This window comes from Pseudomonas sp. I2 (assembly GCF_040984075.1).
Lineage (GTDB): Bacteria > Pseudomonadota > Gammaproteobacteria > Pseudomonadales > Pseudomonadaceae > Aquipseudomonas > Aquipseudomonas guariconensis_B.
In genome coordinates, this window is record NZ_JBCGFQ010000018.1 from 58165 (window position 1) to 80445 (window position 22281).

At 66.3% G+C, this 22281-nt stretch carries 18 protein-coding genes; 14 read left to right on the forward strand and 4 right to left on the reverse strand.

What is annotated here, in order from left to right; translation table 11 throughout:
• Window positions 1-100: 100 nt before the first annotated feature.
• The 3 genes from WCE05_RS11500 (at window position 101) to WCE05_RS11510 (ending at window position 3989) form a co-directional block, all read left to right on the forward strand.
• Window positions 101-1459: a glutamine synthetase family protein gene (locus tag WCE05_RS11500; protein WP_225787934.1), complete on the forward strand. Its 1359-nt coding sequence runs from the start codon at window positions 101-103 to the stop codon at window positions 1457-1459.
• 131 nt (window positions 1460-1590) lie between these two features.
• Window positions 1591-2679 (forward strand): polyamine ABC transporter substrate-binding protein, encoded by a 1089-nt coding sequence (locus tag WCE05_RS11505; RefSeq protein ID WP_368815952.1) that lies wholly within the window; start codon window positions 1591-1593, stop codon window positions 2677-2679.
• Between the two features lie 14 nt (window positions 2680-2693).
• Entirely contained in the window at window positions 2694-3989 is a 1296-nt protein-coding gene (locus tag WCE05_RS11510) for an FAD-binding oxidoreductase (protein WP_253090835.1), read from the forward strand.
• A 106-nt stretch (window positions 3990-4095) separates the two neighbouring features.
• Here WCE05_RS11510 and WCE05_RS11515 read toward each other — a convergent pair whose 3' ends face one another.
• The 3 genes from WCE05_RS11515 to WCE05_RS11525 form a co-directional block, all read right to left on the reverse strand.
• Window positions 4096-4401: a DNA-binding transcriptional regulator gene (locus WCE05_RS11515; protein ID WP_225787937.1), complete on the reverse strand. Its 306-nt coding sequence runs from the start codon at window positions 4399-4401 to the stop codon at window positions 4096-4098.
• Between the two features lie 182 nt (window positions 4402-4583).
• On the reverse strand, window positions 4584-6485 hold the full coding sequence (locus WCE05_RS11520) for an acyltransferase family protein (protein WP_368815953.1): 1902 nt from the start codon (window positions 6483-6485) through the stop codon (window positions 4584-4586).
• A gap of 176 nt (window positions 6486-6661) precedes the next feature.
• Complete coding sequence (locus tag WCE05_RS11525) at window positions 6662-8038, reverse strand: L-serine ammonia-lyase (protein ID WP_368815954.1); 1377 nt, start codon at window positions 8036-8038, stop codon at window positions 6662-6664.
• A gap of 146 nt (window positions 8039-8184) precedes the next feature.
• On the opposite strand from WCE05_RS11525, the gene WCE05_RS11530 reads away from it, so the two are divergent.
• Complete coding sequence (locus tag WCE05_RS11530; protein ID WP_225787940.1) at window positions 8185-9126, forward strand: LysR substrate-binding domain-containing protein; 942 nt, start codon at window positions 8185-8187, stop codon at window positions 9124-9126.
• 71 nt (window positions 9127-9197) lie between these two features.
• Here WCE05_RS11530 and WCE05_RS11535 read toward each other — a convergent pair whose 3' ends face one another.
• Complete coding sequence (locus tag WCE05_RS11535) at window positions 9198-10889, reverse strand: sulfatase-like hydrolase/transferase (protein WP_368815955.1); 1692 nt, start codon at window positions 10887-10889, stop codon at window positions 9198-9200.
• A gap of 384 nt (window positions 10890-11273) precedes the next feature.
• On the opposite strand from WCE05_RS11535, the gene WCE05_RS11540 reads away from it, so the two are divergent.
• From WCE05_RS11540 to WCE05_RS11585, 10 genes are all read left to right on the forward strand, one after another.
• Complete coding sequence (locus WCE05_RS11540) at window positions 11274-12626, forward strand: UDP-glucose/GDP-mannose dehydrogenase family protein (protein ID WP_225787942.1); 1353 nt, start codon at window positions 11274-11276, stop codon at window positions 12624-12626.
• Window positions 12623-13687: an NAD-dependent epimerase gene (locus WCE05_RS11545; RefSeq protein ID WP_225787943.1), complete on the forward strand. Its 1065-nt coding sequence runs from the start codon at window positions 12623-12625 to the stop codon at window positions 13685-13687. Before WCE05_RS11540 ends, WCE05_RS11545 begins: the two co-directional genes overlap by 4 nt.
• Complete coding sequence (locus WCE05_RS11550) at window positions 13684-14430, forward strand: sugar transferase (RefSeq protein ID WP_225787944.1); 747 nt, start codon at window positions 13684-13686, stop codon at window positions 14428-14430. The genes WCE05_RS11545 and WCE05_RS11550 overlap by 4 nt, the downstream gene beginning before the upstream one ends.
• Before the next feature lies 1 nt (window position 14431).
• A complete protein-coding gene (locus tag WCE05_RS11555; protein WP_253081388.1) occupies window positions 14432-15079 on the forward strand; it encodes a CpsD/CapB family tyrosine-protein kinase in 648 nt (215 codons plus the stop codon).
• 21 nt (window positions 15080-15100) lie between these two features.
• Complete coding sequence (locus tag WCE05_RS11560) at window positions 15101-16138, forward strand: polysaccharide biosynthesis/export family protein (protein ID WP_225787946.1); 1038 nt, start codon at window positions 15101-15103, stop codon at window positions 16136-16138.
• Window positions 16139-16151: 13 nt separating this feature from the next.
• Window positions 16152-17726, forward strand: coding sequence for a Wzz/FepE/Etk N-terminal domain-containing protein (locus tag WCE05_RS11565; RefSeq protein WP_225787947.1), 1575 nt, complete (start codon window positions 16152-16154; stop codon window positions 17724-17726).
• Window positions 17727-17800: 74 nt separating this feature from the next.
• Window positions 17801-18814, forward strand: coding sequence for a glycosyltransferase family 4 protein (locus tag WCE05_RS11570; protein ID WP_225787973.1), 1014 nt, complete (start codon window positions 17801-17803; stop codon window positions 18812-18814).
• Window positions 18811-20181 (forward strand): O-antigen ligase family protein, encoded by a 1371-nt coding sequence (locus tag WCE05_RS11575; protein WP_368815956.1) that lies wholly within the window; start codon window positions 18811-18813, stop codon window positions 20179-20181. Before WCE05_RS11570 ends, WCE05_RS11575 begins: the two co-directional genes overlap by 4 nt.
• Complete coding sequence (locus tag WCE05_RS11580) at window positions 20178-21143, forward strand: glycosyltransferase (protein WP_368815957.1); 966 nt, start codon at window positions 20178-20180, stop codon at window positions 21141-21143. Before WCE05_RS11575 ends, WCE05_RS11580 begins: the two co-directional genes overlap by 4 nt.
• The gene (locus WCE05_RS11585) at window positions 21136-22272 is read left to right on the forward strand and encodes a glycosyltransferase (protein WP_225787950.1); all 1137 of its coding nucleotides are present in this window, start codon (window positions 21136-21138) and stop codon (window positions 22270-22272) included. Before WCE05_RS11580 ends, WCE05_RS11585 begins: the two co-directional genes overlap by 8 nt.
• Window positions 22273-22281: the final 9 nt, after the last annotated feature.

Sequence of the window (22281 nt, forward strand, 5' to 3'; positions counted from 1 at the left end):
GATAGATCCACCCAGGGGGCTGCGGACAAGATAGCCCTCAGCGCTTTTCCTGGGAAGTTTCCTGCGCGAAGTGCCACCAAAACCCAACCAAGAGGTCTGTATGAACGCCCCCTTCGATCAGCTGTCCGCCTGGCTGAAAGAACACCGGATCACCGAAGTCGAATGCGTGATCAGCGACCTGACCGGCATCGCCCGCGGCAAGATCGCGCCCACCGCCAAGTTCCTCCACGAGCGAGGCATGCGCCTGCCCGAGAGCGTGCTGCTGCAGACGGTCACCGGCGACTACGTCGACGACGATATCTACTACGACCTGCTCGACCCGGCCGACATCGACATGGTCTGCCGCCCCGACCCGGCCGCGGTGTACCAGATTCCCTGGGCCCTCGAACCCACCGCCATCGTCATCCACGATACGTTCGACAAGCAGGGCAACCCCATCGAGCTGTCGCCGCGCAACGTCCTCAAGAAAGTCCTCAAGCTGTACGCCGACCAGGGCTGGCAACCGATCGTGGCGCCGGAAATGGAGTTCTACCTGACCCAGCGCTGCGAAGACCCGGACCTGCCCCTGCTGGCCCCGCTGGGCCGCTCGGGCCGCGCCGAAAGCGGCCGCCAGTCGTTCTCCATCGACGCGGCCAACGAGTTCGACCCGCTGTTCGAGGACGTCTACGACTGGTGCGAACTCCAGGGCCTGGACCTGGACACGCTGATCCACGAGGACGGCCCGGCACAGATGGAGATCAACTTCCGTCATGGCGACGCCCTCGACCTTGCCGACCAGATCACCGTGTTCAAGCGCACCCTGCGCGAGGCGGCGCTCAAGCACAATGTCACCGCCACCTTCATGGCCAAGCCGATCACCGACGAGCCGGGCAGCGCCATGCACCTGCACCAGAGCGTGGTCGACATCGCCACCGGCAAGCCGGTGTTCGCCAACGATGACGGCAGCATGAGCGAGCTGTTCCTGCACCACATCGGCGGCCTGCAGAAGTACATCCCCAAGGTGCTGCCGATGTTCGCGCCGAACGTCAACTCGTTCCGCCGCTTCCTGCCGGACACCTCGGCGCCGGTGAACGTCGAGTGGGGCGAGGAAAACCGCACCGCCGGCCTGCGCGTCCCCACCTCCAGCCCCGAGGCCATGCGCGTGGAAAACCGCCTGCCCGGCGCCGACGCCAACCCCTACCTGGCGATCGCCGCGAGCCTGCTGTGCGGCTACCTGGGCATGGTCGAGCGCATCGAGCCCAGCGCGCCGGTCCAGGGCCGGGCCTACGAGCGGCGCAACCTGCGCCTGCCGATCACCATCGAGGACGCGCTGCAGCACATGGAGGATTGCCAGACTCTGCAGCGTTACCTGGGCCGCCAGTTCGTCCGTGGCTACGTGGCGGTCAAGCGCGCCGAGCACGAGAACTTCAAGCGCGTGATCAGCTCGTGGGAGCGTGAGTTCCTGCTGCTGAGCGTCTGATCCACAGGGCCAACGGTGCCCACCCGTCATGCGCCCTGCCCAGGGCGCCGTGGGTGCCGGCTGGCCGGCGATGGGCTGCAGCGCAGCCCCTGTTACACCGAACCCAAGAACAAGACCAACGAGGTGTCGACATGCGTCATTTACCATCCCTGATTCCCACCGCACTCACCCTGCTGTTCGGCGCGACCGCCCAGGCCCAGCCGACGGTCAGCGTGTACAACTGGACCGACTACATCGGTGACACCACCCTGGCCGACTTCCAGGCCAGCCGCGGGATCAAGGTGATCTACGACGTGTTCGACTCCAACGAGACCCTGGAGGGCAAGCTGTTGGCCGGGCGCACCGGCTACGACGTGGTGGTGCCTTCCAACCATTTCCTCGCCCGCCAGGCCCAAGCCGGCGCCTTCATGCCGCTGGAACGCAGCAAGCTGCCGAACTGGAAGCACCTGGACCCGACGTTGCTCAAGCAACTGGAACGCAACGACCCGGGCAACACCTATGCCGTGCCCTACCTGTGGGGCACCAATGGCATCGGCTACAACGTCGACAAGGTCAAGGCGGTGCTGGGCATCGAGCGCATCGACTCCTGGGCGGTGCTGTTCGAGCCAGAGAACCTGAAGAAGCTCAAGCAGTGCGGCGTGGCCTTCATGGACTCGCCCGACGAGATGTTCCCGGCCATGCTCCACTACCTGGGCATGGACCCGAACAGCGAGGCACCTGCCGACTATGCCAAGGCCGAGGCCAAGCTGCTGGAGCTGCGCCCGTACGTCACCTACTTCCATTCCTCCAAGTACGTCTCGGACCTGGCCAACGGCGATGTCTGCGTGGCCTTCGGCTACTCCGGCGACGTGTTCCAGGCGGCCAACCGCGCGCTGGAGGCCAACAACGGGGTGAAGGTCGCCTACAGCATTCCCAAGGAAGGCAGCAACCTGTGGTTCGACCTGCTGGCCATTCCCAAGGACGCCAACAACCCCGAACAGGCCCTGGCCTTCATCGACTACCTGCTCGACCCGCAGGTGATCGCCAAGGTCAGCGCTGCCGTTGGCTACGCCAACGCCAACCCGGACGCCAAGGCCTACATGGACGCGTCGCTGGTGGACAACCCCGAGATCTACCCGCCCCAGGAGGTGCTGGACAAGCTGTACGTCTCCAACACCCAGAGCCCGAAGATCATGCGGCTCATGACCCGCTCCTGGAGCAAGATCAAATCCAACCGCTAAGCCGAGCCCGCACCATGTCCCAGACCTACGAACACACGACCTCCTACTACGCCGCCACGGCGCGCGACCTGGCGCCCTACCCCAAGCTCGAAGGCGAGCTGAGCGCCGATGTCTGCGTGGTCGGCGGCGGCCTGACCGGGGTCAACACCGCCCTGGAACTGGCCGAACGCGGCCTCTCGGTGATCCTCCTGGAGGCCCGGCGCATCGGCTGGGGCGCCAGCGGGCGCAACGGCGGCCAACTGATCCGCGGCATCGGCCACGACGTCAGCGGGTTCGCCCGCTACGTCGGCCAGGACGGCGTGCGCTACCTGCAACAGGCCGGGATCGACTCGGTGGCGCTGGTGGCCCGGCGCATCGAGCAGTACGGCATCGCCTGCGACCTGCGCTGGGGTTTCTGCGAGCTGGCCAACACCCCCACGCAGTTCGCCGCCTTCCAGCACGAACTGGACGACCTGGCAGCCCTCGGCTACGCCCACGAGACACGCCTGGTCGGCCCCGAGCGCATCCATGAGGTAGTCGCCAGCGACCAGTACGCCGGTGGCCTGGTGGACATGGGCTCGGGCCACCTGCACCCGCTCGACCTGGTGCAGGGCGAGGCGCGTGCAGCGCACGGGCTCGGCGCCCGCCTGTTCGAGCGCAGCCCGGTGCTGCGCATCGAGCACGGCAGCACCGTGACCCTGCACTGCGCCCACGGCAAGGTCCGGGCGCAGAGCCTGGTGCTGGGTTGCAACGCCCACCTGGACGAGCTGGAGCCGCGCCTGAGCGGCAAGGTGCTGCCAGCCGGCAGCTACGTGGTGGCCACCGAGCCGCTGCCCGAGCGCATCGCGCGCACGCTGATCCCCCAGAACATGGCCCTGTGCGACCAGAAAGTGGGCCTGGACTACTATCGCCTGACCGCCGACCGGCGCCTGTTGTTCGGCGGTGCCTGTCACTATTCCGGGCGCGACCCGAAGGACATCGGCGCCTACATGCGGCCGAAGGTGCTCAAGGTGTTCCCGCAACTGGCCGACGTGCGCATCGACTACCAGTGGGGCGGCATGATAGGCATCACCGCCAACCGGTTCCCCCAGGTCGGCCGGCTGAGCCAGCACCCCAACGTCTATTACGCCCAAGGCTATTCCGGCCATGGCCTGAACGTCACCCACTGGACCGCGAAGTTGCTGGCCGAGGCCATCGCCGTCGGCCACAGCCAGGGCCTGGATGTATTCAGCGCCGTGCCACACCTGACCTTCCCCGGCGGCAAGGCGCTGCGCTCGCCGCTGTTGGCGCTGGGGATGCTGTGGTATCGGTTGCGCGAGGTGCTCGGCTAGCGGCCTGTACGGTCAATTCGTTTACCGCAGTTCGGGGCCCTGGGGAGCGTCAGCAGCCTGACGAACCCTGGGCCCCGCCGGCGTCTCGCGACGAGGTCGAGCAACCTCAGAGAATGGCGTGCAGCCCCTTGTCGGCGATGACATTGAGCAACTTCAAGGCAGGCCCCGCAGGACGCGTTTCACCCTGCTCCCATTTGCGAATGGTCGAAGTCGAGGTGTGCAGGTGCAGTGCGAACACCGGCTGACTGAAATTGAGCGTCTCGCGCAACCGCCTGATATCGAGCGCACTGAAGTCGCGAACCGGCGCCGGGCAGATCGCTTCGAATTCACGCATCGTGACCTTGCCAACGGCTCCGGTCTCGTGGAGAGCGGACAGGTCGTCGCGCAAGGACTCAATCAGTTTGCTGGTCACAACAGACCTCCATCACACTGCTGGCCAGGGCATCCGCAAAGCTTTCGCTCACCACGGATCCGACATATGCCCGTAACGGGCATATTTTCCAGAAATGATCAAAAAGCCAAAGTCTGGTATTTCAAAGAACCATGTAGGAAATCAGCCCATCACCCGCCCCGCAGGACGCACTCGACAGCCGGTCACGACCGCCCCACAGGGTCACGCAACAACGAGTACCCCCGCTCCAGCAGCGTCTGGCCGATGAAGCGCGAGCCGACCTCGTTGAGGTGGGCGTTGTCCAGGTACAGCAGCTTGCCGTCGATCAACGGGCTGCAACGCTGGCCCGGGCAGATCACCTGGTTGGGGTCGATGAAGCGCACCTGGGGGTACTTGGCGCGGATCTGCGCCCAGTAGTGGGGCCGGCTGCTTTCGTCGGTCTCGCACTGGCGCTGCAGGTCGAACATGAGCCGGCGGATCGGGCAGGTGGCGGCCTTGTCGATGGGCTGGTTGTTGAGGATCACGATGACCTGGCCGCTGTGCTCCACGGCATGGCGGATGCTGTCCTCGATGATGCCCTTGGCCGCTTCGTCGCGCGGCCAGCTGCCCGCCAGCACCACATAGCGGTAGCGGTTGCGCTCGATCAGGTCGAACACCCGCGCATTGCGCAAGTCGCAATGGGTCGCGTACACAGGCGACATGCCGCCGGTGTAGCCGAGCACCGGCAGGCAGTTGTCGATGGTGTAGTCCATCAGGCTGATGTTGTCTGGCCGCGCCAGGATGTCCACCATGCCCGAGAAATGGTTGGCGAAGGAGTCACCCACCAGGATGCCGTCGATGGCCGGCTTCTCGGCACCCAGGCGGCAGTCGTCCTTGGGCCCGGTGGTGTACAGGGCATTGACCACATGGCAGCCCCGGCGGATCTCGGCAGGCTTGCTCAAGGTCATGGCCTCCAGGCTCTCGACCTTGGCACTGAAGCGCTGCGGGAACCCTTCGAACTGCTGGGTCACCCCTGCCACCAGCACCAAGCCCAGCGCCGGCACCGCGAAGCGCCGGAAGAACACCTGGGCAAAGCGCAGCTGCACCCCGCTGCGGCGCATCGGCACCTCGACATAGCGCCAGGACAGCCAGGACAGCAGCACCGCGACCACCACCACGGCGCCGCCCACGCCCAGGGTAATGGGGACGCCCAAGTAGTTGAGGTAGGCGATCAACGGCCAATGCCACAGGTACAGGGAGTAGGAGATCAGCCCGATGAACACCATCGGCCGGCTACTCAACAACGGCGACCGTGCCCCACCCGCCCCGGCGTAGATCAGCAAGGCCGCACCCAGGCAGGGCCAGAGTGCGTTGAGACCAGGGAACGGCGCACCTTCGCCGAGCCATGCCAGCGATACGCCGATCAGCAGGTAGCCAAGCACCGTGCACACCCCGGCACGCACACGACCGATGGCCCGTGGCTGCTGCAGGTACAGGCCCAGCCAACCCCCGAGCATCAGCTCGAAGAAGCGCGTGGGCAGCAAGTAGTAGGACGCCGTGGCGAACATCCCGGTGGCGTAGTGGGAGAACGCCACGGCCAGCGCCACCCCCACGCCCAGCACCAGCAGCAGGTGGCGGGGAGCCAGCCGGTACACCAGCACCACCAGCAGCGGCCAGACCACGTAGAACTGCTCCTCGATGCCCAGCGACCAGGTGTGCAGCAAAGGCGCTTCGCTGGCGTCGGCGGCGAAGTAGTTGCCGTACGTGATCCAGATATAGAAGTTCGACACCCCCAGCAGGGAAAACAACGCCGTGGCGTTGAGCCGCATCAGGTCGACCGGCGACAGCAGGAAGGCACCGACCACCACGCTGGCCAGCAGCACGGTGGCCAGCGCCGGCACGATACGGTTGATCCGCCTTTGGTAGAACCGCCTGAGGGAAAAGCGGCCTTCGCGCACTTCGGCGAAGACCTGGGAGGTGATGAGGAAACCGGAGATCACGAAGAAGATGTCGACACCGATGAAGCCGCCCGGCAGCCACGCGGTATTGAGGTGATGCACGAAGACGGCGATCACCGCCACCGCGCGCAAGCCGTCGATATCGGTGCGGTACTTTTCACGAGTCATGCGCCAAGCCTTCCCTAGGTTTTGGAGACGGATGCCCAGAGGCAATGTGCCATCTCACAGTTGTAGGCTGGATTTGCGCGCTCGCCAAGGCGAAAAGTCAAAAACCCGACAACCGTACACCTAGCCAGGGTAACTTTTGAAAAACCCTGGCGCGAATCGTCATTTTTCTGGCTCCATCAACACTCGACGAAGGCCACGGCCAGGCCGCCACGCGAGGTTTCCTTGTACTTGTCGTGCATGTCGGCGCCGGTATCGCGCATCGTGCGGATCACCTGGTCGAGGGAGATGAAGTGCTCGCCGTCGCCGCGCAGGGCCATCTGCACCGCATTGATCGCCTTGACCGCGGCGATGGCGTTGCGCTCGATGCACGGCACCTGGACCAGGCCGCCGACCGGGTCGCAGGTCAGCCCCAGGTTGTGTTCCAGGGCGATCTCGGCGGCGTTCTCCAACTGCGCCGGGGTCGCCCCGAGCACCTCGGCCAGGCCCGCGGCGGCCATGGCGCAGGCCGAACCGACCTCGCCCTGGCAACCGACTTCGGCGCCGGAGATCGAGGCGTTCTTCTTGCACAGGATGCCCACCGCCGCCGCGGCCAGCAGGAACGCCACCACATCGTCGTCGCTGGCGCCGGGGTTGAACTTCATGTAGTAGTGCAACACGGCCGGGATGATGCCGGCCGCGCCATTGGTGGGCGCGGTGACCATGCGCCCGCCGGCGGCGTTCTCTTCGTTGACGGCCAACGCGAACAGGTTGACCCATTCCATGGCGCTCAGGGTCGAGCCGATCACGTTGGGCTTGCCCGCCTCCTGCAGGCTGCGGTGCAAGCGTGCAGCGCGGCGCCTGACCTTGAGCCCCCCAGGCAGGATGCCCTCGTTGCGCAGGCCGTTGGCGACGCACTCGCCCATCGCCGCCCAGATCTTCAGCAAGCCCTCGCGCACCTCGGCCTGCGGTCGCCAGGTGCATTCGTTGGCCAGCATCAGTTGGCTGACGCTGAGCCGGTGCGCCCTGCACAGCGCCAGAAGCTCTGCGGCGCTGGAAAATTCATAGGGCAGGCGCACCGGGTCGGCATTGGCCTCGGGGGCATCGATCTCGCCTTGCTCGACGACGAAGCCACCGCCGATGGAATAGTAGGTCTGGCTGAAGCGCTGCCCGTGCTCGCCAAAGGCGTGCAAGCGCATGGCGTTGGGGTGGTACGGCAGGTTCTCGTCGAGCAGCAGCAGGTCACGGGCATACTGGAAGGCCACCGGGTGGCTGCCGTCGAGCATCAGCCGCTGCGTATCCAGCAACTGCTCGATGCGTGGCTCGATGCTCTGCGGCTCGATACGGTCCGGCCACTGGCCCATCAGGCCAAGCAGGCAGGCACGGTCGGTGGCATGGCCAACGCCGGTGGCCGACAGCGAGCCGTACAGGCGTACCTCGACACGCCTCACCTGCGCCAGCAGCCCGCGCTCGCGCAGGGCTTGGGCGAAAGTGGCCGCGGCACGCATCGGGCCGACGGTATGGGAGCTGGAGGGGCCGATGCCAATCTTGAAAAGGTCGAAAACACTGATAGCCATGCTAATGCCTGACCGTGACGGGCGACTGCGCCGTGACACGGCTCTCTGGAAAAATTGAACGGTATTGCGAATTTGCGCGATACTGCCGCGCACACCCGCCAATGACCAACGAAAGTTCCTAAGCAAGGCTTTAGCCTAACTAAACGATGCGACGACAACTCAATGGCCAGCTGTTCGTCTGGCTGCATGTATTCTCCTGCGCGGCGCGGCACCTGTCGTTCACCCGCTGCGCCGAGGAACTGCACATCACCCCCGGTGCCGTCAGCCAGCAGATGCGCCAATTGGAGGAGCGCCTGGGCTACCGCCTGTTCCTGCGCCGGGCCCGTGGCGTGGAGCTGAGCGCCGAGGGCCAGCGCCTGGCGCAGACGGTGACCGAAGCCTATGGCAGCATCGAAGCCGAACTGCTGCGCCTGGATGCCGGCGAGATCCGCGGCACCCTGCGCCTGCGATCGATCCCCTCGTTCCTGGCCAAGTGGCTGACACCCCGCCTGCCGCGCTTCCAGCAGCGCTACCCGGACATCGAGCTGCGCCTGGTGGCCGAGGACAGCAACCAGGCCTTGCACCCGGACGATTTCGACCTGGCCATCGACCTCAACGATGGCAGCTACCCGGGCATGCGCTCGACCCCGCTGCTGGAGGAGCAGATCTTCCCGGTGTGCTCGCCGGCCCTGCTGCGCGGGCGCCCGCCCCTGCATGGCCCTGCGGACCTGGTGCACTACCCATTGCTGCACGACATCACCGCCTGGCGTGGCAGCTCGGAATACGCCGAATGGGAGTTCTACCTGCAGAGCATCGGCGCAGGTGGGCTGGATGTGCGCCGCGGGCACACCTTCAACCGCAACCACCTGACCATCGAGGCAGCCATTGCCGGGGTCGGTGTGGCCATCGCCCGGCGCACCCTGCTCAACGACGAGCTCGAGCGCGGGGCGCTGATCGTGCCGTTCGGCATGCCGATCGCCAATCACAAGCGCTACATGCTGCACTACCCGCCGGGGGGCCTGGGCCAACCGGGGGCACGGGCGGTGCATGACTGGCTGGTGGAAGAGGCACAAGGGTTCCGGGCGTTGCATCCCCTGGCGTTGGCGTGACGCGGTGCTGTCCCCTTTTGGGGCGCGAAGCGGCCCTAATGACCTCGGGATGGCACCTGGCCCCAGGATGACTACTGCACCGCGATCACCTTGTCCGGCTTGGGCGTCACGATCCGCCCCAGGTCGATACGCCGGAAATCCGGCTTCGCCCCCAGCCGCGCATTGAATCGCACGTTGAAGGTGAAGGGGTCCTCGGTCGCCACATCCAGCGCCCGCCCGTACATCGCCGTCACCCCTGCCCGGTCATACCCCATCAGGCTCAGCAGGGTCGGGAAGATGTTGTAGTGGCTGGAAGCGTTGTGGTTGTCGCCCAGGTGCGCGCGCCAGTCGAGCGACTTCACCCCCTGGCCCTGGATCACCACCAATGGCACCAACCCCTCCTCCGCCACCGGGTCGCTGCCGCAATGGGTGTTCAACCCCGGATCGCCCCGCTCATGCAGGTCCTGCCCATGGTCGGAGGTATAGATCACCACCGCCTGGCTCAGGTCGCCCTCGGCGAACAGGCGCCGAAAGAACTCGCCCACGCTCCACAGCAGGCTGTTACGGTACGAGTTGCGATACAGCACCCAGTCCTGCGGCCGGCCATCGAAACCTTCGCGGGTGCCGGTGTCGGCAACGTCGGCGAAGCGCCCACGCGGCAGCGCCGGCTGGTACTGCATGAATGCGTCGGGGTACTTGTCGTGCACCGGGAAGTGGGCGCCGACCTTGTTGATCACGATCAACTGCGCCTGGTCGTCCCGCAGCAGCTGCACCAGTGTCTGCAACGCGGCCATATCGCGCTGCATCACCGGCGTGTCGTCGAACTGCACGAAGCGGTCGATGTCGCGCTTCTCGGTTTCGGTCATCAGGTTCTGCAGCTTGCCGCCGGTACGTTGCCCATCGATGTAGACCGTGCCCAGCCCCGCCTGCTTGGCGTACTGCCAGATCGATGGGCCGGTCGAGTTGATCCGCAGGTAATCGGCGCGGGTCCCGCCATAGCGCAAGGTAACGTTGGTGTCGGCACTGCAGTTGGCCACCGCCGCCGCATAGCCGTAGTTGAAGATCTCCACCCCGGGCTGCGCCTGGGCCAGGTGACTGGTGACCCCCGCCGGGGTGTTCAGGTCCAGGTAGTTGCCGGCGACGCTTTCGTCGATCACCAGCACGATGTCCCGTGCCAGGGGCGACCCCGAACGGGCCAGGGTCACCGGCTGGCGCGGCCCGACGCTGTCGTGCAGCGACTCGTAGGTGAACAGGCTCAGGTAGGCCAGCGGCGTGTACATCACCGGCAGGCCACGGGCACCTTCGCCGGCACGCACGAACAGGATGCCGATCAGCAGCAGCAAGGCCAGCAACGGTGCCGCGACCGGCACCAGCCGTGGCAAACGAGGCACGGCGCCCGGCCGCAGGCCGATGCCGAACAGCAGCAAAAGCCCCTTGGCCAGGGCCACGCTGATCGCCTGCTGGTACTGCTGCAGCGCCTCGTGGATGAAGCCGCCGGAATAGACCATGGAGACGAACGCGCTGTAGGTCAGGTACGAATCGGTGATGCGGGTGTAGGCATCGAAGAACACCGCACTGGCCGTCAACGCCACGGCCAGTGGCCAGCGTACCCAGGCAGGACGTATCCAGGCCGTCAACAGCAAGGCCACGGTCGTGATCGCGAACAGCCCCAGGTACATCAGCAATGCAGGGCCGATGCCCAGTGCTTCCATCCGCTCCTGGTAATACGTGTGGAAGCTCGCCAGGTAGGCGACCAGCAACAATCCCTTGATCCCTGCGCGCATGATTCGGCCACTCCGGTCATGGTTTTCCCTTCAAACCGTAGCAGCCCTGTAACAAATCACAAGCCGAGAAAGTCAATTTTCCGGCGTTAACGTCACGCTGTATTTTGGCGGTACAAGTGACTCATCCTTGAGACTCTCTATCACGTACAGCCCACGTTTTTCGCGGCCTTTGACCGTTCATCGGTTTGCTAACCGGCCAATTGCCAGTAGCTTTCCACGCTAACTCACGGATTGGAAAAGGGTTGATGGCAGATGGCCCTCTCGCTCAGCGCTTGTAAATTCAACGAAACATGCCATTGCTTTGACGCAAAACCGGACGGCTGAGCTATACCGAATTCACCACCTTGTTTCATCCCTATTACTCATCCATACGAGGCACTGCGCATGGACGTGAGCGTTTTTGGTACTGGTTATGTCGGTCTGGTACAGGCGGCGGCCCTGGCAGATGTAGGCCACCGGGTCCTGTGCGTGGATGTCGACGCCCACAAGATCAACCAATTGCGCCAGGGCGTGCCGCCGATCAGCGAGCCAGGCCTGTCGGAGCTGCTGGAAGACAACATCAAGGACGGTCGCCTGTTGTTCAGCACCCAGGCCAGCGATGCCGTCAGCCACGCCGAGCTGATCTTCATCGCCGTCGGCACCCCGCCCGACGAGGATGGCTCGGCCGACCTCTCCCATGTGCTCGATGTCACCCGCCAGATCGTCGCGCTGATGGAGCAGGACCGCACCCTGATCGTCAAGTCCACCGTGCCGGTGGGGACCGCCGACCAGGTCCTGGCCCTGGCCCGCGAGGAACTGCAGCGCCTGGGCAAGGGCCAGTTGCAAGTGCGCGTGGTGTCCAACCCCGAGTTTCTCAAGGAAGGCAGTGCCCTGGCCGATTGCATGCGCCCGGACCGCATCATCGTCGGCACCCGCGACGAGATCGCCCACGACCAACTGGCCGAGCTCTACGCCCCGTTCTGCCGCAACCACGAAAAACTGATGTTCATGGACAACCGCAGCGCCGAGCTGACCAAGTACGCTGCCAACGCCATGCTCGCCACGCGCATCAGCTTCATGAACGAGCTGGCCAACCTCAGCGAGCAGCTGGGCGCCGACATCGAGGCGGTGCGCCGGGGCATCGGCTCCGACCCGCGCATCGGCTATCACTTCATCTACCCCGGTTGCGGCTTCGGTGGCTCGTGCTTCCCCAAGGACCTCAAGGCCCTGCTGCACACCGCCGAGCGCAGCGGTATGCCGCTGCGCCTGCTGCAGAGCGTCACCGAGGTCAATGACCGGCAACGCCAGATCCTCTTCGCCAAGCTCAAGCAGCGCCTGGGCACGCCGCTGGCCGGCAAGTCCATCGCGCTCTGGGGCCTGGCCTTCAAACCCAACACCGACGACATGCGCGAGGCGCCCAGCCGCTACCTGATGGAAGCGCTGTGGGCCGAAGGCGCCACCGTGCGCGCCTACGACCCAGAGGCCATGGACGAATGCCGGCGCCTCTACGGCTACCGTGACGACCTGCAGTTGTGCGCCACCCGCGACGACACCCTGCAGGACGCTGATGCCCTGGTGATCTGCACCGAATGGAAGAACTTTCGCGTGGTCGACTTCGCCCTGCTGGCCAGCAAGCTGCGCGAACGGGTGATCGTCGACGGACGCAACCTGTACAACCCCGAGCAGGTGGCGGCCCATGGCCTGCTCTACAGCGGCATCGGCCTGCGCCAGGTCGCCCCACAAGTGGGTGCGCCATGAAAGTGCTGGTCACCGGCGCGGCCGGTTTCATCGGTGCCCACACCTGCCTGCGCCTGCTGCGCGACGGCCACCAGGTGGTGGGGCTGGACAATTTCAACGACTACTACGATCCGGCCATCAAGCATGCGCGGGTGCTCTGGGTCCGCCAGCAAGGCGGCGACTTCAACCTGCGCCACCTCGACCTGAGCGACCGCGACGGCATGGCCCGGCTGTTCGCCATGGAGCGCCCGGAGGTGGTGGTGCACCTGGCCGCCCAGGCCGGCGTGCGCCATTCGTTGCAAAACCCCCAGGCCTACATCGACAGCAACCTGGTCGGATTCCTCAACATCCTCGAGGGTTGCCGCCGCCACCCAGTGCAGCACCTGCTATACGCCTCGTCCAGCTCGGTGTACGGGGCCAACCGGCAGACCCCGTACCGCGTGCAGGACACCGTCGACCATCCGCTGTCACTGTACGCCGCCACCAAGAAGGCCAACGAGGCCATGGCCCACAGCTACAGCCACCTGTTCGGCATCCCTTGCAGCGGCCTGCGCTTCTTCACCGTGTACGGCCCCTGGGGCCGCCCGGACATGTCGCCGATGCAGTTCGCCAAGGCGATCAGCGAAGGCCGGCCGATTCAGCTGTTCAACCATGGCCGCCACCAGCGCGACTTCACCTATATCGACGACATCGTCGAAAGCCTGGTGCGGCTGATGCCACGGGCGCCGGCAGGCGACCCGGACTGGAACCCCCATGCCCCCGACCCGGCCAGCAGCCAGGCGCCCTGGCGCCTCTACAACATTGGCGGGCAGCGCCCGGTGGAACTGCTCGACTACCTGGCGCTGCTGGAGAAGCACCTGCAACGCAATGCAGTGATCGAGCTGCTGCCGTTGCAGCCGGGCGACGTGCTGGCCACCTGCGCCGATGCCAGCGCCCTGGCCCGGGTCACCGGCTTCACCCCACAGGTTTCCCTCGATGAAGGGCTCAGGCGATTCATCGCCTGGTTTCAAGAGTACTGCGCGCCCAACGCCACGACGACCACCCCGGCAGGCGAGCAGGCGGATCAACGGAGGGCGGTATGACGGGACAACCCAGAAGCGCGCAATTGCAGGCGCTGCACCAGGACAAACGCATGGACCCACTGCACCGGCAGCGCATCGACGCGGCCATCCACATGCAGGGCCGCGGCTGGCTTACCGGCCGCGTCGGTGGGCGACCGTGGACCCTGTCGCGGACCAACCGCGTGCTGTCGTGCCTCGCCGCACTGGCCTTGCTGCTGGTGCTATCACCCCTGTTCATCGTGCTCGCCGTGCTGATCAAGCGTTCGAGCCCGGGCCCGGTGTTCTTCGTGCAAAAGCGCACTGGCTACCGCGGGCGGGTGTTCGGCATGTTCAAGTTCCGCACCATGGTCGCCGACGCCGAGGCACTGAAGGAGTCGCTGCGCCACCTGAACAAGCACGGCGCCGATGCCATCGACTTCAAGATCGACAAGGACCCGCGCATCACCTCGGTCGGCGGCTGGCTACGGCGCAGCAGCCTGGACGAGCTGCCCAACCTGATCAACGTGGTCACCGGCGACATGCGCCTGGTCGGCCCGCGCCCCACCTCGTTCAACGCCTACCGCTACAAGGACAACCACCTCGCGCGGCTGTCCATCTACCCCGGCATGACCGGCCTCTGGCAGATCTCCGGACGCAGCAACATCGACTTCGACCAACGCGTAGAGCTAGACCTGAGCTACATCAACGAACAGAGCCTGATGCTGGACCTGAAGATCCTCTTCAAGACTCCGTTCAAAGTCTTCACTGGCCACGGAGCAAGTTGAGATGGACGGTTCCACTTCGAGAAGCCTGAGTATCGCCACCCCGAGCGAGACCAACCTGACCGCCACTGTCCTTGACCTCGACCAGCGCACCCTGTTGCTGACCGCGGCCAACACCGGCAGCGGCACCAGTACCAGCACCCTGGCCTTCGCCAGCCAACTGGCCCTGATGAGCGCGGGCAGCGTGCTGCTGATCGACAGCAGCAACAGTGCCAACAGCCTCAGCCAGCAACTGGGCCTGGGCAAGCTGCGCGGGTTCACCGACCTGCTGTTCGACCAGGACACCCCGCCACTGGCCGAGGACTGCATCGTGCGCTTGTCCGACCAGGCATTCGACATGCTCCCCGGCGGCACCTGGATACGTGGCCGCGACCGCCTCGACCCCGAGCGCCTGCGCGTGCTGCTGCGCCAGCTCGCGGCCCAGTACCGCTTCGTGGTGATCGACGGCGAAGCCGTCTATGCCAGCGCCGACAGCCTGGTGATCGGCCCCCTGGTCGATGGCGTGATCCTCGTGGTGTGCGGCGAGCAGACGCGCTGGGAAGTCGCCCAGGCCGCCGCCCAGCGCCTGAGCCAGGCCGGCGCGCGGCTGATCGGCAGCGTGTTCAACAAGCGCAAGTACTACATGCCCAAGTGGCTGTACGACAACCTCTGAGGCCAGCACAGGATACCCACCATGAAATACCCATCGATTGCCCTGTGCGTGCTGGCACTGACCGGCTGCGCCAGCCAGGAAGCCCGGCAGATGCCGGTACAGATCCTCACCGCGCCGCCCACCGAGGCGCAGAACACCGAGATCGCCCGCCAGGAACAGGTGCTGCGCCCGCAGGACGTGCTGGAAGTGATCTTCCACCTCGGCAGTAGCAGCAGCTCGGGGGCCTACCGCATCCAGACCGGCGATACCGTCGACCTGAATTTCCTCGCCGCCGGCAACCTCAATGGCAGCCAACTGGTGCAGCCCGACGGCAGCATCACCCTGCCCAGCACCAACACCAGCGTGAACATCGCCGGCATGAGCACCGCCGAAGCCGAGAGCGCCATCCAGCAGGCCTATCGCAACAAGCGCGTGTTCCAGCGCAACCGCGACCAGGTCACGGTGCGCGTGCTCAGCCCCATGAGCACCATGAAGGATGCCCTGACCCACCCCGGCACCGGCATGAGCCGCGACATCACCGTGGGCATGGACGGGCGCGCGACCTTCCCCGAGATCGGCTCGATCCCGCTGCAGGGCATGACCGTCAACCAGCTGCGCGACTACCTCAACGAGCGCTACGCCAGCCTGCCGGGGCGCATGACCGTCGATGTGCTGCTCAAGTCCACCGCCGTCAACGAGATCTACGTGCTCGGCGAGGTCGGCCAGCCCGGCGCCTTCCCGATCCGCCGCCCGGTTTCGGTGCTCGAGGCGCTGACCCTGGCACGCGGCCCGACCATCAAGGCCAGGCTCGGCTCGGTGGTGATCATGCGGCGCAACGGCAACACCGTGCAGGCCTACAACTACGACGTCGACGAAGCGCTGTCGGGGAAAAGCCAGGCGATCGCCTACCTGCAGCCCGAGGACATGCTCTACGTGCCCAAGACCAAGCTGGCCAGCGCTGGCGAGCTGTCCCGGCAACTGGCCGACGTGATCCTGTTCCAGGGCATGGGCGTGAACTTCAGCTATCGCCTGGACAGCAAGGACGACAACAACGACCGGCGCGAAATCGACGCCGAATGACCGGGAGAACGCCATGACTACGCAACCCAAAGAGAACTACGTGCATGAGTTCTTCCGGATCTTCTTCGCCAACCGCCAGTTGGTCAAACGGGTGTTCCTGATCTTCGCGGTGATCGCCGTGGTGCTGCCGCTGGTGCTCAAGCAGAGCTACGACATCACCGCCGAGGTCATCGTGCAGTCCAAGAAGCTCTCGCAGAGCGACACCAGCTCGTCCCTGACCCAGGAAGCCGACCGCTTCATCCCGCCCTCGCTGGCCGACATGGAGACCGAGAGCAACATCCTGCGCTCGCCGACGCTGATCCGCCAGACCATCGACCAGCTGCGCCAGGAAGGCCACTACCAGGCCGAGCCCGGCCTGCTGCAGCGCTATGTGTCCGTGCCCCTGCGCGAACACGTGACCGACCCGCTCAAGCGCCTGTTCGGCAACGAGGTGGCCGAACAGCGCGACACCGCGCTGGATGACCTCACCGACCAGGCGATCAAGGAACTCACCGTCGAGACCCTGCCCGGCTCCAACGTGATCTCGGTGATCTACAGCGCCGACGATCCCAAGCTCGGCACCCTGTTCGTCCAGCGCTTGCTCGACAACTTCCTGAAGAACCGCCAGGACTTGCAGTCCAACGAACTGCCGGAAACCTTCTACGAGCAGAAGAAGCTGCACTACCAGGCCCGCCTGGGCGACCTGGAGAGCCAGCGCCTCGGCCTGCTCGAAGCGGTCGGCTCGTCGGACCCGAAAGAGGAGATCACCTTCCGCCTCAACGCCATCAACACCGAGGAGCAGGCGCTGAACCTGTACCGCGACCGGCAGTTGCAGAACCGCCAGTGGCTGGACTACCTCAAGAGCAGCATGGCCATGGCCAACAAGGCCAGGATGACCGACTACAGCTTCCCCTACACCTTCACCACCACGGTCGACAACGTGGCCTTCGAGGACCGCGAGATCAAGCAACTGGGTGAACAGCTGACCAGTCAGGTGGCCCGCTACGGCGCCGACCTGGCCGTGTTCCAGGCCAGCGCCGAACCCATGCTGCTGCTGCGCGAGCAGATCGGCCGCACCCGCCAGCAGTTCCTCAAGATCGTCGACAACCGTATCCGCGAACGCCAGCAGGACCTGGCCGTGACTCAGCAGGTGATCGACCAGAAGACCCAGCGCATCGCCGACTACAAGGCGCGCATCCACCAACTGCGCGAGACCCAGAGCAAGACCCGCCAGCTGGACACCGAGATCGATGCCCTGCACAAGGCCTTCTCCACCTACGCCCAGCGCTACGAGGAAAGCCGTGGCCAGGGCCTGCTCGATGGCAGCCAGTCCAACGCGCGGATCCTCAGCGCGCCGTACGAGCCGACCACCGCGGCCTTCCCCAAACCTGGCCTGATCATCCCGTTCGGCCTGCTCACGGGCATCCTGCTGTCGATCGCCCTGGTCTACATCAAGGAGTTCTTCGACCATCGCTTCAAGCATCCGGCGCAGATCGCCCATCAACTGGACCTGCCGGTGCTGCTGGTGATCAACGACCAGGCTCCGGCCCTGCCCAACCCGCATCGGTCCTGGTCGCTGCCACGCCTGATGCACTGGGTGCGCAATTGAACGCCGCCGTGCCCGCCGGCCACCGGCCGATCCTCCATCTGCTCAGCAGTGGCGGGTTCTACGGTGCCGAGCGCATGCTGCTGGACCACTGCCAGGCCACGCCGGGCCAGCATCGGGTGCTGTTCCTCGATGCCCCGGCGCAGCTGGTGGCGCGCTTTCGCGAGGCCGGCGTCGCGTGTCAATCGTGCCAGGGCCTGGTGCAGTTGCTGGCACAGCTGCACCAGTACCGGGGTGAACGGCCCTTGATCAACACCCACAACTTCAAGGGCCTGGTGTTCGGCTGGCTGGGCGCGACCCTATGGCGCCTGCCGCTGGTCAGTACCCAGCACGGCTTCACCCCGAGCAACCGCAAGCAGCGCCTATACACCTGGCTCACCTTGCAGCTGTGCCGCACACCCAAGGTGCAGCGGGTGGTCTGCGTGGCCGAGAGCATCGCCGCGCTGCTGCGTCAGGCGGGGGTCGCGGCCGGCAAGCTGCAGGTGATCCCCAATGGCCTGCCGCAGGCCGCCGCAGCGCCCAGGCGTGTCCACGGCAACGGCCAGTGGCTGGTCGGCTACGTGGGCCGCTTGAGCCGCGAGAAAGGCCCGGACCTGTTCCTCGACACCCTGATCCCGCTGTGCCAGCGCCACCCCCGGCTACAGGCGGTGATGCTCGGCGATGGCCCGGAACGCGCCGCGCTGCAGGCCCGCATCGATGCCGCCGGGCTGGGCGAGCGCATCAGCCTGCCGGGCTTTCAGCACGACATGCGCAGCTGGATGGCGCGGTTGGACACCCTGGTGATCAGCTCGCGCACCGAAGGCACGCCGATGATCCTGCTCGAAGCCATGCAAGAAGGCGTGCCGGTGGTGGCTTTCGGCGTCGGCGGCATCCCCGATGTCATCGAACACGGCCGCAACGGCCTGCTGGCCCGGCCGCTGGCGGTCGACGAGCTGGGGCGGCACCTGCAAGCCCTGCTCGACGACCCGGCGCAGGTCGCCGAACTGGTGGCCCGTGCCCGCCAGACCCAGCAGGAACGCTACCACCTGCCGACCCTGGCACGGCACTGGGCCCAGGTCTACCAGGGCGCGGCACAGGAGGTTGTCACATGATCATCCCACTGTCGCTGGTCAGCCTGGCCGGCCTGCTGTGCCTGGTGCTGCTGGCCAGCCCCTATCCCTACCTGGCGCCGGGCGCGGTGCTCGCCCTGGCCGGTGCGCTGGTGCTGTACCGGCGCCCGGCCTGGGGGCTGCTGGCGATCGCCACGCTGGTCCCGCTGGAGGGGCTGCTCAAGGACGGCCTGCTCTCCGGCGCCAAGCTGGTCGGGGTCGGCCTGGCGCTGATCCTGGCCCTGCAACTGGCCGTGCGCCAGTTGCCCGGCGAACGCCTGCGCAGCAGCCACTGGCGCCTGCTGCTGCCGTTTTTGGTGCTGTACCTGCTGAGCCTGTGGACCAGCGACAACCTGGCCCTGTCCCTGGGCCACCTGCGTGAACTGATCGTCGGCCTGGTGGTGTTCGTCATCGCCCTGCTGGTCGGTCGCGACCTGAACCTGGCCATGCTGGCGCGGCTGGTGAGCCTGAGCGTGTGCGTGATGTGCCTGTTCGCCATCCTCTCCACCAAGTACCAGGAACAGGGCCGCGCCACCGCGATGCTCGACCCCAACCTGTTCGCCATGCTGATCACCGTGGCCATGCCGATGAGCCTGTGGCTGGCGATCAAGGGCCGCCAGGTGCCGGTCAAGCTGTTCTGGGCCGCCTGCTGCCTGTTGCTGCTGGCCGGCATGACCAAGACCGAATCGCGCTCGGGCCTGGTGGTGCTGATGATCAGCCTGGTCATCGTGCTCTACAACTACCGCGAACAGCTGCGGCGCATCCGCCCGCGGCACCTGGGGTTCGCCATGCTCGGCCTGGCCATCGTGTTGCCGCTGGGGGCGGCGCTGATGCCGGCCGGCTACGTCGAGCGTATCCAGTCGCTGGTGCTGCTCAAGTCCGGGGTCAATGCGCACAAGGACGAGTCCCTGGGCCGCCGCGCCTCCTACCTGGTGGTGGGCAGGGAGATGATCAGCGACAGCCCGGTGTTGGGCACCGGCCCTGGCACCTTCCCGCTGCACTATGCCAGCACCGGTTTCTCCAAAGCCTTCGCCCCGGTCAACAGCAAGGTCACCGACCTCTACCGCCGGGCCCACAACACCTACCTGGAGATCGTCAGCGAAACCGGGTTGCCGGCCGGGCTGCTGTTCGTCGGCATGATCGCCCTGGCCCTGCGCAACTTCTGGCGAGCGCGCGCCGCCTGGCAGGCCGCCGGCGACCAGGACCAGGCCGACATGATGACCCACCTGACCATGAGCATGCTTGCCCTGGCGCTGTTCCTGATGTTCCTCAGCGCCCCCAGCCACAAGTACCTGTGGCTGATGCTGGCGCTGTCCAGCGTGGCCTGGCGCAAGGCCGCCGAAACGCGGGCGGTGGGGGGCGTGGCATGAACCTGGTCAGCGTCGTCATCCCCATGCTCAACGAGGCCCGGCACATCGCCCGGACCTTGCAGGCGGTACAGGCCGCCGCCACGCAGGCAGGCCTGGCCTGCGAGGTGCTGGTGGTGGACAACGGCTCCAGCGACGCCGGGCCGCGTATCGCCCGGGCCCATGGCGCGCGCGTGCTGAGCCTGCCAGGCATGGCCATCGGCGCCCTGCGCAACCATGGCGCGCGGGCCAGCCAGGGGCAGTGGCTGGCGTTTCTCGACGCCGACATCGAAGTGCCCGCCGACTGGCTCGGCCGCCTGCTCGAACTGCACCGCCGTGGCGAAGGCGATGTCTTCGCCCTGGACTGCGATACCCCGCGCCAGGCGCCCTGGTTCGCCTATGCCTGGCAGCGCCGCACGCTGCGCGCCGGGCAGACAGTGCAGGACAGCACCTGGCTGCCGACCCCCAACCTGCTGATGCAGCGCCAGTGGTTCGAACGCGTCGGTGGCTTCGACGAGCGCCTGCGCACCGGCGAGGACAAGGACTTCACCCTGCGCCTGCACCAGGCCGGCGCCCGCCTGCGGGTGCTGCGCCAGCCGGTGGTGCTGCACTGGGGGTTCGAGGGCAGTTGGGCGGAATGGCTGGGCAAGGAGCTCTGGCGCCAGGGCAGCCACGTGCAACTGCTGCGCAGCCATGGCCTGAACCTGCGCCTGCTGCGCTTCCCGCTGCTGTCGCTGGCGATCTGGCTGCTCGATGCCCTGGCCCTGTCGCTGCTCCTGGCCGGCTCAGGGCACACCGCCCTGCTCCTGCTGCTGGTCGGCGCCCTGCCCGCCCTGGCGCTGAGCCTGCGCCAGGGCCTGAAGCACCGCGACCCGCTGTTCATCCTGCAACTGTGGGGGCTGCACTGGATCCGCCTGCACCTGGCCGGCGCGGCCCTGGTGCTCAATCTGTTCAACTGCAACGCAAGGAGGCCCGCTCGTGGCTGAATTCATCTTCTGGCTATGCCTGCTCCTGCCTTTCTATGCCTGGCTGGGCTACCCGCTGCTGCTCACGGCCATGGGGCCGTTCTTCCCCCGGCGCCGCCCCGCGCCGTTGCCAGCACAGCACGTCAGCGTGGTGGTGGCCGCGCACAACGAGCAGCGGCACGTCGAGGACAAGCTGCGCAACCTGCTGGCGCACGACTGTCGCGTCGCCAGCCTGCAGATCGTCCTGGCCAGCGACGGCTCCAGCGACTGCACCGTGGCCCTGGCCCGCAACTTCGACGACCCACGCATCCTGGTGCTCGACCTGCCGCGCCAAGGCAAGAACAGCGTGCTGAACGCCGCGGTCGCCCACTGCACGGGCGACATCCTGGTGTTCACCGATTGCGACGTGCAGTGGGTCGACGGCACCCTCGACGCACTGCTGGCGCCGTTCGCCGACGCCGACGTCGGCGGCACGGTCGGCAAGATGATCATCCCCGTGGCGGGCAAGGGCCTGAGCCTGGGCGAAAGCCTCTACCGCCGCTACGAAGCCTGGCTGCGCCGGGTGGAGAATCGCACCGGTTGCACGGTTTCGGCCGACGGTGCCCTGCAGGCGCTGCGCCGCGAGCTGTACCAGCCGATCCCCGAACGGGTCAACGACGACTTCTACATCAATACCTGTGCCCCAGTCGCCGGCAAGCGTGTCGTCTATGTCGACCAAGCCACGGTGCTCGACTGTGGCGTCGACGAAGCCGAGCGGCAGTTCAGCCGCCGCCAGCGCGTCACCGTCGGCGGCCTGATCAGCCTCGCCGCTCGGCGTGAACTGCTCGACCCCCTGCGCCACGGTCTGTACGCCATCGCGCTGATCAGCCACAAGCTGGTCCGCCGCCTGGCCCCGGTGCTGCTGTTGCCCTTGCTGCTGGTCAACTTCTGGTTGCTCGACGAGCATGGCTTCTACCGCCTGACTCTGGCCGCCCAGTTGCTCGGCTACGCCATCGCCGTGGCCGGCCTGCTGGATGTGCGCCATCGCCTGCCCAGGCCGTTTCGCCTCGCCGCTTTCGTGCTGGTGACCCTGGCCGGCATGAGCGTCGGCCTGTGGCAGTTCCTGCGCGGGCACAGCTACAACCAATGGACCCCCAACCAGACCCGATGAGTGCCTGTC